The following is a 13,394-nucleotide window of genomic DNA, read 5'->3' as shown; positions in this document are numbered from 1 at the left end:
GCCGCCACCGACGCGAGCCGGGCCGGGGGAAGGGCGCCGCGTCCCCGAAGGCCGTGCACCGCCACCGCCAGGAACAGGGCCCACGCAATCCAGGGCACCAGTGACACCGCGAGCGCCCAGGGCCGGGGCGGCACGCTCCACAGCCACGGACCCAGCAGCCAGGCCTCCAGGAACCGGGGCATCGCCTCCGGAGAAGCCAGTTGCCCGAGCCGCGCCATCCCGAACACGCCCATGAACAGCAGGGCCTGCCTCGCGGCGTTGCGCGCATTCCTTCCGCCGGCCCCTCCGACCGCTTCCCCCTCATTGACTTGTGAAGACATTTCCCCTCGGGATGAGACGGCGCGCAGTCTAATCACATCCCGTCGTCACACGGAAAACCCTCTCCGCGAAACGCGCCCTCAGGGCAGGGATTGACCCGGACAACCCGCCTTGCCTATACGTCCGCACTCAGAGGGGGACGGGTCATGGGAGCCCGCGCCCTGATGTCTTTCAGGCCTGTCTTTGATTCCAGGGAAAATCCATGTCATTGCTCAGCAACGTTCGGCCGTGGGTCCTGGGTGGCATTTGCCTCATGTCGGCGACAGGGGCCCCTGCCCAGGGACGAAATGGTTCACGTGCGTCCCATTGGAAGGCATTGCCCGGTTCCAGCGTGAAGGTGGGGGACTCCACGAGTGCGGGGTCCGGGAACGTGCTGCCGGACAAGCAGGCCTTCTGCCAGGACGTGAAGGCGGTGGTGCGCACGGTGGGCAAGGGCTTCAAGCCGCTCCGGGGGCAGGCCCAGCGGGGCAACACGGAGGAGCTCTCCATCTGGGAGTCCACGAAGAACATCCAGGACCTGCGCTGCTCCGTCTACCAGACACGGGTCCTGGGGGATTACGTGTACTGCGTCCAGACGAACCTGGAGTGCTCGCCGGCGCAGGACCGCTTCCACCTGCTCTCCAGCTATCTGATGAACACGTGCTACCCGGGCTGGAGCTGGCGGGACTCCCGGCTGGACTCGTGGGACACCTATTCACAGCGCCGGAGTGTGCTGGCCACCAACGACGAGGGGCTGCGCATCTCGCTGGAGATGAGCCGGGCGAAGGACTCCTATTCCCGCTGTGACGTGACGCTCACCTTCGAGCTGCTCTGAAGCGCGGCGTCCACCAGCCCCGCCAGCAGCAGCACCGGCGCCACCAGCACCATGCCGAACCAGGCCAGCGCGTAGAGGACTCCAAAGCCCATGCTCCACGGGCCGCCCACGACGGTCCCGGACAACACGCCCACGGACTCGCGACCTCCGCCCAGGTGCAGCGACAGGAAGAGCGCGCCGATGCCCAGCGCGGCCATGACGAACGGGTGTCGCATCATCGGTGCGCCTCCAGGTGCGGCGCCCGCGCGAGGCGCCAGAGGGGTCCTTCGACGAGCGCGTACAGCAGCACCGCGTCCGCGAGCGGATTGCCCGCCGCGAAGCGCAAGCCGGTGTCGTCGTGCACCGGGAACGCCGCGAAGTGGAGGCTGGTGAGCAGCCCATCCAGCGCCTCTTCGTCGTCGAACGCCGCCGCGCCCACGAGCGCCAGCCCGCTGGAGCCCGCGTTCGCGTTCACCCACGGAATCGTGGGCCCGGAGTCGATGTCCTGCACCGCGGCCTCCTCCGCTGGCCACTCCCCCGCCCACGCGAAGCCCAGCGCCTGCCCCAGGAGCGCGGCGCGGGCCCGCTGGTATTGGTCGCTCGCGAAGTCCGCGTCCACCACCTGGAGCATGTGCGCGGCGAGCCACAGCGTGGAGCCCTCCGGCCCGTCCTTCGTCACACCGTCGTAGGTGAAGCTGGACACGAGCAAGCCTGTCCGACTGTCGGACAGGTTCTTCCGCGCGGAGGCCACCCACCGGCGCAGGAGCGCGCCATGGTCCCGCCCGTCCACCCTGTCCGACAGGCGCAGCGCCGCGAGCGCCAACGTGTTGCAGAAGGTCCAGCCCTCGTCCGGGTAGCTCTCCGCCGCGAGCACCGGCGCGCGCTCCATCTGTCCGGCGATGAGGTCCACGCGCTCGCGCAAGAGCGGCGCGTAATCCGCGCGCTTCTCCACCATCTGGCGCGCGGCGAGCATCAATGCCAGCTCACCGTCCACGAAGAGGCTGCGCCCGGCCGGGTCCTTGAAGGGGCCCGCGTGCACGTAGGGCAGGAAGAAGGCCTCATGCGCCCGCCGTTCGTCTCGCAGCGTCCGGGCGATGAGCACGTCCACCACGGCCAGGTGCTCCGCTTTTCGTGCGGGCTCCGACAGCGCGAGGTTCGCGAACGACAGCACGGAGAAGGTGCGCACCATCAGGTCCCACTCCGGGTTCGTGCGGTGGAGCACGTCGCGCTCCGCGCTCGATTCCTGGAGCGAGAACGTGCGTTGGCGAAGGGCCAGCGCCGCTGTCAGCGCTTCCCGGTCGCGGGGCCGGAACAGGAGGTGGAGCGCCGGCAGCCACACCGCCACGGCCAGCACCAGCAGCATGAGTTTGCGTCGCATGCCCGGCAGTATGGGCCGAGGGCAGGGCCGCATCCTGGACCCGCGGGCCGGACGGTCGGCCCCGCTCGCTGAACGGTCGCGGTCCTGCCTGAACCGGCACATCCAGGGAACGTCATGTCCCAATCCGCCGGGCCCGCGTGTCTCAAGGGCCATGAAGACACCTGGCTGGACGGCACTGACGATTGGAGTGTTCCTGGGAGGCTTTGGCCTGCTGAAGCCCCCTTCAGCGGAGGCGTGCGGACGCCCCCTGTGCACCGTGGAGGACAGCCGCGTTCCCCTGCCCCCGGACGCGGTCGTCCCGGCGAACGTGCCCGCCCTGGTGGTGGTGCCTCCCGCCTATGAGTGGGTAGAGGAGCAGAGCCTGCGCTTGCGAACGGAGGCAGGCGTGGATGTGGAGGCACGTCTCATCAAGGGCCCCGGAAACAGCGGCGTCCTCGCCCCAACCGCCCCGCTCGTTGCCGGAACGCGCTACCACCTGGAGGGGACCGTCCCTTGCAGTGGCGGCGGCGGTGGGCATCCGTTCGTCGTGATGGCGGACTTCACCGCGGGCCCGGAGGCCGCGCTGCCCACGACGACCGGCGTGCTGCAGGCGGGAGACGGACAGCTTGGGCAGATCAAGGTCTGGGACGGCAGCGCGTCGTGCGCGTCGGGCTACATCGGTGGCTGGGTGACGCTGGAGTTCACCCCCGCCCCCGAACTGGTGCCCTTCCTGCCGTGGGTGCGCTGGACGCTGGAGGTGGATGGACAGACGTGGGCCACGGCCCCGCACGGCGCGGTGGACTCCAGCGGCGGTGTCATCCCCGCGGATGGATTCAGGACGATGCGGGACCTGCTGACCGTCTACACGCTCTGTGGCTACGAGTCCCCCGGGATGCCGCCCTCGGCCGAGGGCATCGTGCCCGGAGTACATACGGCCACGCTGCGTCCGGTGCTCGAGCAGTCGGGGACGGCGCTGCCCGCGCTGGAGACCTCCTTCGAGGTGAACTGTCCTCACCTTGGCTCCGACGGCGGCTACACCGAGCCCATCCCCGACGCCGGCACCGACCCGGATGACAACCTCACGCCGAAGGCCAAGGGATGCTCCCAGGCGGGCGGAGGCCTCGCGGCGTTCGGGCTCCTGGCCACGCTCCGGCTCTGGCGACGCGGGCCGCGCACGAATCGTCCCTGAGGCATGTCCCACGTTCCCGGGCTCCGGTGTCTCATGGAGCAAATGCACGGATACACCTGGACATGGGGCGCGGTGGGGATGTTCCTCCTGGGGCTGGGGGCGCTCGCGCCGCGTTCCGCGGAGGCATGCGTCGCGCCCAACTGCATGGTGGATGTCCGCTTCCCGCTCCCCGAGGACGGCGGAGCGGTTCCCGCGAACGTCCCCGGGCTCGTGGTGGTACCGCCGCTCCTGGAGAACACGAACGTCTCCACCCTCCGGCTGCTCCAGTCGGATGGCACGCCGGTGCCTTTCACGCTGGCGAATGGCGGCCGTAGGACGCACGTCGTGGTCCCGAAGGCGCCGCTCGTGCCGGGCACGCAGTACCGCATCGAGGCGAAGGGCCTCTGCCAGTACCAGGAGACGCAGACGCAGTCCGCGACCTTCACCGCGGGCCCGGAGCTGCCCCTGCCCACGACCCTGGGCACGCTGAGCGTGGACACGCCGAGCCGGGGGGCGTTCCCGGTGTTCGGGGACTCGAACTGCGGAAGCCCGCAGGAAGGCGACGCCACCACGCTGCGCTTCACCCCATCACCGGAGCTGGTGCCGTTCCTGCCCTGGGTGCACTGGGCGGTGGAGGTGGACGGGCAGCCCTGGTCGTTCGCCAATCACCACGGGTTGACCTCGACGGGCGAGGACAACCCGGACAGCCACAAGTACGAATACAACCGGCAGCTGCTGTTCCTCTACACGGTCTGCACGACGTACAACCCGCCGCCGCCCGGCCTGGGCCTCACGCCCGGAAGCCATCGGGCCACGCTGCGGGGAACGCTGGAGCACGCGGACATCACGCTGCCGCCGCTGAGCGTGGACTTCGAGCTCCGCTGCGCCACGCCCTGCATGTCCGGTGGCTGCTCCGACGGGGGCACCGACGTGGTCGAAGACCCCGAGGACGAGGAGCCCATCAAGAACCCATCCAAGAGCGGCTGCACCCAGGCGGGAGGAGGCCTGACGGTGCTGGGCCTCCTCGCCACGCTGCGGCTCTGGCGCGGCCGCAAGGCCGGTGCTCAGTAGACCCAGACGCTCTTGGGCGCGAAGGTCAGGGGGCTGACCCACTCGCCGGGGCCAATGGGATGGGGGCCGCCAACGCAGTCCTCATTGAGGAACAGCGACGCGGTGTAGGGGCCGTTGTTGATGGCGGAAACGGCCCGGTCCTCCCAGCCGTGCTCGGGAAGGTTCACACAGGTCCCCGCGCCGCCAGGCGGCCAGGCCATGACGTTCCACACCGCACCGGTGAAGTCAGGCCCGTCGAACAGGCAGAGGACACCGGAGAAGGGACACGGATTGTCTTCCTCGGCCGCCGCGTCCGCGGGCGCCAGCACGGCCGCCGCGGAGAGCGCGAGCGTCACCGCGGCCCCCAGGCCCCAAAGGGTGGAACGCTTGATGCCGCCATTCTGCCGCCGGAATGCCTGCCAATTCATTTCAATGGCTCCCTTGCCCGGATGAACGTGCACTGCCCCGCGAGGGTAGGGCATGGCATTGAATCACCAGACGTGTAAATCCGGAAAACCATCACGTTCATTGTGTAGTGAACGCAAGGAGGAAGAAGCGCTCCAGGGGCAGGGCTCGAACCTGCGTCCAGCCGGATGAGAGCCGACCGCTCTACCCCTGGCGTGCGAAGGCGGCAGCCTTCGGACCGGACCTACTTGGACGGTGTCTGGGGCGCGGGAGCTTCCCCGGTCACCCGCAGGGCGAGCGCGGCGAAGGTGGCGATGACCGACCAGTAGAGGAAGCGGAAGTCACAGCCGATGCTGATGACCAGGTAGCTCAGTCCGTAGCCCAGGCCCGACAGCGCGGTGAAGAACGCGAGCGGCCGGCGTCTCACGTCGAAGAGCGAGAGCAGGGCCAGCGCGGTGAGCGCTCCCAGCCAGACCCAGCCCCGGAACAGCGGGGAGTTGCTCACGAGGTCCGCGCCCCTCCGCAGCCACCGGTGCAGCAAGCCCTGATCCGGCAGCTGGAAGCCCCAGGGGTTGGGATCGATGCGTGCCTGGAAGGGGAAGAACACCGGCCCGTCGAATGCGCCGATGAGGCGCCGGAAGGTCTCCCAGCGGTGGTGCGCGTACGCGACGGGCTGCGCTCGGACGACGCGGGTCCATTCGCGCACCAGCACGTCGCGCCGGCCGGGAAGGCTTTCCAGGCGGACGGGCCGCGCATCCGGAGCACCCGCCAGGAGGAACCCGACGTGGAAGGGCGAGTAGCTGCGCGCCAGCTCCGGGGCGGAGGTGTCCTGCTCCAGGGTGGAGCCCGGGAACAGCTCAGGGTGCGTGACGTAGATGCCCGCGAGGTCGAAGACAAAGAGCTGGCCCGCGGCCCAGGCCTTGCTGGCGCCCAACGCGCGGTTGATCAGGGACGGAGTGAAGACAAGTCCGGCCACGAGGCCCGCGAGCACCAGGGCCCGCAGCGGCCAGCGCCACCTCGGGCGCGACAGCTGGAACATCACGGGAATGGCCAGGGGCAGGGCCGCGACGAGCGCGTTGTGACGAAACGCCGTGCCCGCCATCAGCAGCACCAGCGCCAGGAGAGGACGGCGGCACTTGAGGGCGGCCACCGCGCCGAGCAGCACCGCGGCGGCCATCACGTCCTTCCAGAGGGTGACCGCGAGCGCCCAGACGGTCGGCACGACCAGGAAGACCCCGAGGATGAACAGACCCCTGCGTTGCAGACGCCCATCGGGTGAACGCACCAGCAGCGCCATGCTCCCCGCCAGCAGGAGGAGCTGGCCCACGAGGATCAGCCACGGAGAGCCCACCAGCCTCCCGCTGAGGCCCAGCAGCAACGACCCCAGGGGCGGGTGGACGTCATCGAAGACGCCGCGGAGGCCCTGCGCGTACTGGTCGATGGTGTCGACCGACATCAGCCCCGGCTGGAAGGCCGCGTACAGCACGACCACCCAAAGGACGACGCCGAGGCGAAGGACCGTGTCCCGCCACGCCGCCGTCGGTGGGGCGGCGTCCCGCGATGAGACCTGAGCCGGTGATGAGGAGCGAACCGAGGGTTGGGACAAGAGCGTCGACCTGCCAGTGCTGGAGCGTCCCAGTACCATGGGCCCCGGGGAAAAGCGCGCCGATGGAGTCGGCGCGCGATTCCAGCCGGTTTCGGATGGCTCAGGGAGGCGTCGGCTCGGGAGCCGTGAAGTTCACAATCGTGCTGCCGTCGCCCGCCGCGGCAAAACGCGTGGGCCTGGGTCCGTCCAGAGACCTCAATGTCTGCGCTGCGGTGTGCTCGGTGTTCCAGGCACTGCCATTGAAGAACGCAATCGTGTTCGCGGTCGTCACCGCATAGATGCCATTCTTGCTGAAGGAGAGCACGTCCAGGATATCCGGGACAGCCGTCCCACCGTTGGGAATCGGGAGCTGCGGCAGGGCATTCCAGCCTGCTCCGCCGGTCCACTCGTAGACCCGTCCATTGTCGCCCGCTGCGTATGCGTAATGAGCGTTCAGGACATGCACCCCTCGCATGAAGGCTGTATCCGAAGCCCCCAGGGACTCAGTCGCCCATGTGGATCCTGTCGAGTTGGCACGATAGGCCTGTGCCTTGAGATCCGCGTTCGCATTGCCTACCGCCAGGAGCGAATCCACTGACTTCAAGCCCCCAATCGCACGGAGGTTCGCGGGGACCTGCGCGATCTCAGCCAGGTCGCTTTCGTTGATGTAGGGCGGAGCCCAGCGGTAGATCTTCCCGTTGCTCGCGACCGCGAAGACCGTGGCACCGACCGCGGCGTCATCAATCCCAAAGACGCCATTGAAGTCCGTATTGTTCTTGTCGGTCGCCACCTGAGGCGTGAAACACTTTTCATTCGCTTCGACGAGCTTTCGAGTCGACAGCCACCCGTCCTCTCCGACGACGAAGACTCGACCATCCTGGGCGGCCCAGGCTGCATTCCAGGACTTCCGACAAGAACCATCCGTGAACTCCTTGAGGCCAGGGCTCGCACTGTCCAGATGAGCAAGCTTGTTCGGGCCCGCGATCCATCCCTTCTGCCCCTGGTCGTAAAGGGCAATGGACTTCAGCGTATCCGTGGGTCCGAGAACCCCTGCGTCGGTGACCCAATCGGGGACAGTACACCCCTCGTCCACGCCGCCGACGCAGTTGTTGTCCAGTCGGTCGCAGACCTCAGCCAGCCCATTCCTGACGTAGACAGAACTCTCATCGCAATCCTCGGACTGGGAAACACCGCCGTCCACAGGCGACTCACAGCCCAGCCCTGCGGCCTGGCCCTTGAAGCCATCATTGTCGCCGTCCACGTACCAGACCACCGGATTGACCCCGTCAAGCCGCTTACAAGTCGACTGGGTCAGGCTGGCACACGCAACCTTGCCCGCGCACTTGAGCTCATCCATGCACCCAGCATCGACGCCGAAGTCCTCGTCGTTCATGCCATTGCAGTTGTCATCCTTGCCATCGCAGCGGAACTCCGCCCGATCCGGTCGAACCTGCGGGTCATCTTCGTTGCAGTCACCACCTTTATCCGAGGCCCCAACAGGCTGGGTGCAGGCTTTCACCTCGGTGCTTCCGTAGCCGTCCCCATCCACGTCCGTGTAGTAGGTCAGCTTGTCGATCGCGTCCGACTCCCCGAGAGTGCAGTTGTCATCCTTACCGTTGCACACCTCCGTGGCGCTGGGATTCACGTTGATATCCCCGTCCATGCAGTCGGTGCCGCTGACGACACCCTCGGCGTCGTCGCTGCTGAAGTAGCCGTCCCCATCCGCATCGTTGGCCCGCACGACGAAGGCCACGTCCAGCGAGCCTTCCACGGGAACCTCCGCCTTCTTCTCCTGCGGGTCGCCCAACGCTGGGGTCGAACAGTCGACCTCATGAAGTTGCGTCGTCACGCTCAGCACGCGGCCCCAGTCCTTCTTCCGGTACACCGCCACCGACACGCTGCCCGGCGTATTGCCGGGGATCGCCACGTTGAGGCTGTTCGTGTTCGCCGCGTTGTCCACGTCCGTGGCGGTCACCGTGACGCATCCGCGCGCGAAGCCGCTGTAGGCGAGGGTGACGTTCAGCGCTCCGGCCTTCGAGTCGTCCTTCTTGCACCCCGCCAACACGGAGGCACACAGCACTGCCATCAGGATTAAACGCATGGGGCGGCATTTTCGGGCGCCCCCCTGACTCGGGCAAGACGCATCGCAGAGAAAACACACCTACACGCACCCCAACGTGCGGAGGAGTGCTTCAAGCCCGCCGCCACAAGATGTTTCCACCCTGCCCGGCGGCGGCATGCCCTTCACTGCCGACGGGCGCCATCTTCCCGTCACCCAAGAAGTCGAGGCGCGCCGGGTGCTCGAAGGGCCGAGGAAGGGTGCAGGCAAGCAGCGGCTCGCGCGTGAGTGGGGGGCCTGCCGCCGCTGCACTTCGGCATGGCGGCGTACTCCCTCGTGAGTCCCACCGGGGCCGAGGCGAAGCGCGGGTGACGAACGTGCAGGAGGGCAGCGTGGGTTGACAGAAACACTTCAGCCGGAAGGTGATGCCCGGGGAGACATGACGCGCGTCACGCGGCCCGCTATGTCCGATGCCGCGTGAGCACTCCCCTCCTCACCCTGCTTGCCCTCCTGGGCTTCGCCGCGAACTCGCTGCTGTGCCGCGCTGCCCTCTCGGGTGGCGCGGCGCGCAGCATCGACGCGGGTTCGTTCACGCTGGTGCGGCTTGCGTCGGGAGCGCTGGTGCTCGCGGTGCTGCTGCGGCTCCGACGGGGCGGCGGCAAGGCGACGGAGCACGGGAGCTGGGCCTCTGCGCTCGCGCTCTTCGTGTATGCGGCCGGCTTCAGCTTCGCGTACGTGCGTATCGGGGCGGGCGTGGGCGCCATGCTGCTCTTCGGCTGCGTGCAGCTCACCATGCTCGCGGCGGGGCTCGCGCGCGGTGAGCGGCCGCGCGCGCTCGAGTGGGCGGGGCTCGCGGTGGCACTCGCAGGGCTCGCGGGGCTCACGCTTCCTGGAGCGAGCGCGCCGGATGCGCTCGGCGCGGGGCTCATGGCCGCGGCGGGCGTGGCGTGGGGCATCTACAGCCTGCGGGGGCGAGGGAGCACGGACCCTCTCGCGGCAACGGCCGGCAACTTCGTGCGCGGCGTGCCCCTGGCCCTGGCGCTCGTGCTGCTCGCCCGCGCTCTGGACGCGGCCCCACACCCGTCGCCGAAGGGGCTGCTGCTCGCGGTCACGTCAGGCGCGCTCGCCTCGGGCGTGGGCTACAGCCTCTGGTACGCAGCGCTGCCCCACCTGAGCAGCGCGCGCGCAGCGGTGGTGCAACTGTGCGTCCCGGTCATCGCGGCAGTGGGCGCGGTGCTGCTGCTCGGAGAGCCCCTCACCCAGCGGCTGCTCCTGGGTGGCACCGCGCTGCTCGCGGGCGTTCTGCTGAGCCTGCGTGCGAAGCAGCGTCCTATCGCAGCCAAACACTGACGGGCACTCCGCGGAGACCGCTCCTTGCGTAGCTTTTCAGTGTCATCGCGGCTTTCCATGTAAACCTTGACCAACCCTTTCGTCTGCTATTGCATCAGCACCTCACCAGCGAAAAGGAGCGTCACATGTTGCTTCGTGGATTCGCGATGTTCGCCGTCGTCTCCATCTTCGGAATGGGCTGTGGTGGCGCGGAAGTAACGGACGGTGCCGAGAGCGATATGCAGGCCGGTCAGGTTTCCGCCGAGCTCGCCAACAGCTGTGAGACGCTCCAGACCCGCCGCTGTAATCCGGGGGCGGAGACGGGCTGTCAGTGGGCCAATGGCACCTTTGGCGAGTGCTTCTGCCAGGAGATCCCCTTCAACAAGTGGGTCTGCTTGAGCAACTGAAGTTCCCGCGGCAACCGCCTCTGGCCGGGAATGCCCTGTCAGAGGCGGCGCGTCGCCTGCATCCACAATTCATCAGCGAAAGGGAGTGGCATCATGTTTCTTCGTGGGCTCGCGATGGCCGCTGTCGTCTCTGTCTTTGGAATGGGCTGTGGTGGCACGGAAGTGACGGAGGGCACCGAGAGCGGAGAGTCGCTCGGTCAGGACTCCGCGGCGCTTGCCGACAGCTGTGAGACGCTCCAGACCCGCCCCTGTGTCTATGACACGTCGAACTTCTGTCAGTGGTCCAATGGCGCTCCGGGGGAGTGCTACTGCCAGGATGTCCCCTTCAACAAGTGGTTCTGCTGGGTCAACGACTGAGGTAGCGCCGCCCGTGGCGCGAGCCGGGCTCACTCCATCAGCCGGTTCAGGCTCAAGTCGAGCTGGCTGTTCACCAACCCCAGCAGGCTGTCCAGCGCGGCGTCGTCTGGCTTCAGCCGTCCGGCCAGCTCCGCGCGCAGGAGCTTGAGCAGCCGCTCGCGGGACTGGAGGACCCGGCGCGCCACGCCGGAGCGGGATTCGCCATACATCGTCGCGAGCCGGTCCATCGTGAAGCCATGCAGGTGGTGCAGCCTCAGCAGCGTGCGCTCTCGCGGAGGCAGGGCCTCCAGGACCTTGCGCAGCACGTCAAAGGCTGCTTTCTCCGAGTCCAGGATCCGGCGGCACCAGGAGAAGCTGAGCGCGGCACAGAAGCCGCTGAGATCCACGTCCCCCACAAAGTCGCCTTGATTGAAGGCGGTGCGGGATGCCGAGTATTTGATGACGTATTCAGGAAAGTCCACGCGCGCGTCTCCCTGACGGAAACCGGGCGGTGGGACCCGAACCGGTCTGGTATCGAGGAAGAACCGGGTCACTCAATGGGCGGCGGCTCGGGCTCCAGGAGGTGAGGGGGCTCTGACTGCCCTTCGTCACGGAGCCTGAGCGCTCGGTCGATGCGCGCGGCGGCGCTGATGAGGCCCAGGTGGCTGAAGGCCTGTGGGAAGTTCCCCAACTGCTCGCGCGTCAGCGGGTGGATCTCCTCCGCCAGCAGTCCCAGGTGGTTCGACGCCTCCGCGTGCGCGACGAAGACGGCCTCGGCCTCTTGGATGCGATTGGCCAGCACCAGCGCCTCCGCCAGCCAGAAGCCGCAGAGGATGAAGCCTCCCTCCGGCCCCCCTACCCCGTCATCCATCCGGTACCGGCGCAAGAACGGGCCCGCCCCCAGCTCCGCGCGAAGCCAGTCGAGCGTCCTCAGGATGAACGGATCCGTCCCCCGGAAGCAGCCCACGATGGGCAGCTGCAGCAGCGCGGCGTCCGGCTCGTTCCCTCCGTAGACTCCGACGAAGTGCTTGCGCGCCGGATCCACGCCATTGCGCAGGATGTCCGCCCGGATGACGTCCGCCAGGGCGGCACTGGACTGCTCCAGCGCCGTCTCTCCGAAGAGCCGAGCCAGGTGCTGCCCCCGGCGCAGGGCCAGCCACCCCATGAGCTTCGAGTGGACGTTGTGCCGCATCTCCCGGCGCGGCTCCCAGATGCCGTGGTCGGGCTCGCACCAGCGGCGGGCGGTGGCCTGGATGACTGAACGGAGCAGCCTCCAGGTGCGCAGCGGCAGCCGCCCGCCGGAGCGCTCGTAGAGGTACGCCGCGTCGAGCAGCGCGCCCGCGGTGTCGAACTGGAATTGGTCCCTCGCGTCGTTCCCCAGCCGCACCGGCCGCGAGCCCTGGAAGCCGCCCAGGAGGTCCAGCTCCCGCTCCGGCGGCACGGAGGCGCCGTCCAGCGTGTACATCACCTGAAGCGTGTCACCGCGCTGCAACGTGTCGCGCACGAAGTAGAAGAACTCGCGCGACTCACTCTGGAAGCCGAGGAGGTTGGTGGCGCGCACCGCCATCGCGGAGTCGCGGACCCAGCTGAAGCGGTAGTCCCAGTTGCGAGGCCCTCCAATCCACTCGGGGAGCGAGGTGGTGGGCGCGGCCACCATCGCGCCCGTGGGGCCGTACATCAGCAGCTTCAGCGCCAGCGCGGAGCGCAGCACGTGGTGCCGCCACGGCCCTTCGTAGTGGAGCTGTTGCGCCCACTCGCGCCAGGCCTGGCGCGTATCCCGCAGGTGGTCGAAGGGCCGGTACGCGGCCAGCGGCTCCGGCCGGTCGGAATCCCACGACAAAATCATCCAGCGCCGCTCGCCCGGCTTCATCCGGATGCGCGCCTGGAGGCCCGTGTCTCCCCGGCAGGGTGAGCCGCGCAGCGCCTCGCAGGGCCGCCACTCCGCCTCCCCGCTGAGCACGGCGACCAGCCGCTCCCCTCCCGACCCGCGGGCGACCAGGCCGTGCTCCTCCCGCTCCACCCGCGTCCGCGACGCCCCGTAACCGAAGCGCGGGTCGAAGACGATGTTCAGCTCCACCGGGCCTTCCAGGCACTCGATGCTCCGGTGCACCTCGTGGACGTTGGAGCGCGGGTCGTTGGTCCACGGCATGTAGTCGATGATGCGGATGGCCCCCTTGCGCTCGAAGCGGAACAGCGTCTCCAGGACGTTGGTGTCCGGGTCGTAGCGCTGCAGGCTCTCGAAGGGCCACACGACGGGGGTGATGCCGGTGATGCCCCCCTTCTCGTCATCGAGGATGCCGGCGAAGACGCTCGGGCTGTCGAAGCGGGGGAAGCAGAGCCAGTCGATGACGCCGTCCGGCCGGACAAGCGCGCAGGAGCATCCATCGCCAATCACCCCGCGGCCCGCCAGGGGGACCTCCCGGTAGGACGCCGGGTTGGTGAAGCGGAAGGGGCGGGCCATCCGCCTGGCGGCGCTGTAGAGGTCCATGAGCAGGCGTGTCGCGGGGCAGGAGCGCGACCTCCCGCCCTCAAAGTAGCGACCCACGCGACGGCCGCACCCGGCAACCCACCCACGCAGGGGGCCCCC

General features: G+C 68.5%; 14 protein-coding genes. 6 read left to right on the top strand and 8 right to left on the bottom strand.

What is annotated here, in order from left to right:
• The coding region (locus D7V77_RS34095) for a hypothetical protein (protein WP_199733939.1) at window positions 1-233 on the bottom strand (233 nt) is incomplete at its 3' end.
• Between the two features lie 401 nt (window positions 234-634).
• On the opposite strand from D7V77_RS34095, the gene D7V77_RS34090 reads away from it, so the two are divergent.
• Entirely contained in the window at window positions 635-1,132 is a 498-nt protein-coding gene (locus D7V77_RS34090; protein ID WP_120580446.1) for a hypothetical protein, read from the top strand.
• On the opposite strand, the gene D7V77_RS34085 is transcribed toward D7V77_RS34090, so the two are convergent.
• Both D7V77_RS34085 and D7V77_RS34080 read right to left on the bottom strand, forming a co-directional pair.
• Window positions 1,090-1,350, bottom strand: a complete 261-nt coding sequence (locus D7V77_RS34085; RefSeq protein WP_120580445.1) for a hypothetical protein — start codon at window positions 1,348-1,350, stop codon at window positions 1,090-1,092. The genes D7V77_RS34090 and D7V77_RS34085 overlap by 43 nt on opposite strands.
• Window positions 1,347-2,489: a hypothetical protein gene (locus D7V77_RS34080; RefSeq protein WP_120580444.1), complete on the bottom strand. Its 1,143-nt coding sequence runs from the start codon at window positions 2,487-2,489 to the stop codon at window positions 1,347-1,349. The genes D7V77_RS34085 and D7V77_RS34080 overlap by 4 nt, the downstream gene beginning before the upstream one ends.
• 151 nt (window positions 2,490-2,640) lie before the next feature.
• On the opposite strand from D7V77_RS34080, the gene D7V77_RS34075 reads away from it, so the two are divergent.
• Window positions 2,641-3,657 carry a hypothetical protein gene (locus D7V77_RS34075; protein WP_147452248.1) on the top strand — a complete coding sequence of 339 codons (1,017 nt, stop codon included), beginning with the start codon at window positions 2,641-2,643 and terminating at the stop codon, window positions 3,655-3,657.
• Window positions 3,658-3,699: 42 nt separating this feature from the next.
• On the top strand, window positions 3,700-4,707 hold the full coding sequence (locus D7V77_RS34070) for a hypothetical protein (RefSeq protein ID WP_120580447.1): 1,008 nt from the start codon (window positions 3,700-3,702) through the stop codon (window positions 4,705-4,707).
• On the opposite strand, the gene D7V77_RS34065 is transcribed toward D7V77_RS34070, so the two are convergent.
• The 3 genes from D7V77_RS34065 to D7V77_RS34055 all read right to left on the bottom strand — a co-directional run bounded on the left by D7V77_RS34065 (window position 4,701) and on the right by D7V77_RS34055 (window position 8,777).
• The gene (locus D7V77_RS34065; protein ID WP_158624545.1) at window positions 4,701-5,114 is read right to left on the bottom strand and encodes a peptidase inhibitor family I36 protein; all 414 of its coding nucleotides are present in this window, start codon (window positions 5,112-5,114) and stop codon (window positions 4,701-4,703) included. The genes D7V77_RS34070 and D7V77_RS34065 overlap by 7 nt on opposite strands.
• 221 nt (window positions 5,115-5,335) lie before the next feature.
• Entirely contained in the window at window positions 5,336-6,583 is a 1,248-nt protein-coding gene (locus D7V77_RS34060) for a hypothetical protein (protein ID WP_120580441.1), read from the bottom strand.
• 214 nt (window positions 6,584-6,797) lie between these two features.
• On the bottom strand, window positions 6,798-8,777 hold the full coding sequence (locus D7V77_RS34055; RefSeq protein ID WP_120580440.1) for a putative metal-binding motif-containing protein: 1,980 nt from the start codon (window positions 8,775-8,777) through the stop codon (window positions 6,798-6,800).
• Window positions 8,778-9,212: 435 nt separating this feature from the next.
• Between D7V77_RS34055 and D7V77_RS34050 the strand changes: the two genes are divergently transcribed.
• From D7V77_RS34050 to D7V77_RS34040, 3 genes are all read left to right on the top strand, one after another.
• Entirely contained in the window at window positions 9,213-10,085 is an 873-nt protein-coding gene (locus D7V77_RS34050; protein ID WP_120580439.1) for a DMT family transporter, read from the top strand.
• A 125-nt stretch (window positions 10,086-10,210) separates the two neighbouring features.
• Entirely contained in the window at window positions 10,211-10,471 is a 261-nt protein-coding gene (locus D7V77_RS34045) for a hypothetical protein (RefSeq protein WP_120580438.1), read from the top strand.
• 93 nt (window positions 10,472-10,564) lie between these two features.
• A complete protein-coding gene (locus D7V77_RS34040; RefSeq protein ID WP_120580437.1) occupies window positions 10,565-10,828 on the top strand; it encodes a hypothetical protein in 264 nt (87 codons plus the stop codon).
• Window positions 10,829-10,857: 29 nt separating this feature from the next.
• Here D7V77_RS34040 and D7V77_RS46060 read toward each other — a convergent pair whose 3' ends face one another.
• Window positions 10,858-11,289: a sigma factor-like helix-turn-helix DNA-binding protein gene (locus tag D7V77_RS46060; RefSeq protein ID WP_346728530.1), complete on the bottom strand. Its 432-nt coding sequence runs from the start codon at window positions 11,287-11,289 to the stop codon at window positions 10,858-10,860.
• A gap of 68 nt (window positions 11,290-11,357) precedes the next feature.
• A complete protein-coding gene (locus D7V77_RS34030; RefSeq protein WP_120580435.1) occupies window positions 11,358-13,295 on the bottom strand; it encodes a glycoside hydrolase family 15 protein in 1,938 nt (645 codons plus the stop codon).
• Between the last annotated feature and the right edge of the window lie 99 nt (window positions 13,296-13,394).

This window comes from Corallococcus sp. CA041A (assembly GCF_003612075.1).
Lineage (GTDB): Bacteria > Myxococcota > Myxococcia > Myxococcales > Myxococcaceae > Corallococcus > Corallococcus exiguus.
The sequence above is the reverse complement of the archived record's forward strand: the minus strand, read 5'-3'. Positions and strand labels throughout refer to the sequence as shown.

What these genes read in the sequence shown, in the direction of transcription:
- D7V77_RS34085 (WP_120580445.1), bottom strand. Translation starts at nt 1,350, where the DNA reads ATGATGCGACACCCGTTCGTCATGGCCGCGCTGGGCATCGGCGCGCTC.
- D7V77_RS34080 (WP_120580444.1), bottom strand. Translation starts at nt 2,489, where the DNA reads ATGCGACGCAAACTCATGCTGCTGGTGCTGGCCGTGGCGGTGTGGCTG.
- D7V77_RS34075 (WP_147452248.1), top strand. Translation starts at nt 2,641, where the DNA reads ATGAAGACACCTGGCTGGACGGCACTGACGATTGGAGTGTTCCTGGGA.
- D7V77_RS34070 (WP_120580447.1), top strand. Translation starts at nt 3,700, where the DNA reads ATGCACGGATACACCTGGACATGGGGCGCGGTGGGGATGTTCCTCCTG.
- D7V77_RS34065 (WP_158624545.1), bottom strand. Translation starts at nt 5,114, where the DNA reads ATGAATTGGCAGGCATTCCGGCGGCAGAATGGCGGCATCAAGCGTTCC.
- D7V77_RS34055 (WP_120580440.1), bottom strand. Translation starts at nt 8,777, where the DNA reads ATGCGTTTAATCCTGATGGCAGTGCTGTGTGCCTCCGTGTTGGCGGGG.
- D7V77_RS34045 (WP_120580438.1), top strand. Translation starts at nt 10,211, where the DNA reads ATGTTGCTTCGTGGATTCGCGATGTTCGCCGTCGTCTCCATCTTCGGA.
- D7V77_RS34040 (WP_120580437.1), top strand. Translation starts at nt 10,565, where the DNA reads ATGTTTCTTCGTGGGCTCGCGATGGCCGCTGTCGTCTCTGTCTTTGGA.
- D7V77_RS34030 (WP_120580435.1), bottom strand. Translation starts at nt 13,295, where the DNA reads ATGGACCTCTACAGCGCCGCCAGGCGGATGGCCCGCCCCTTCCGCTTC.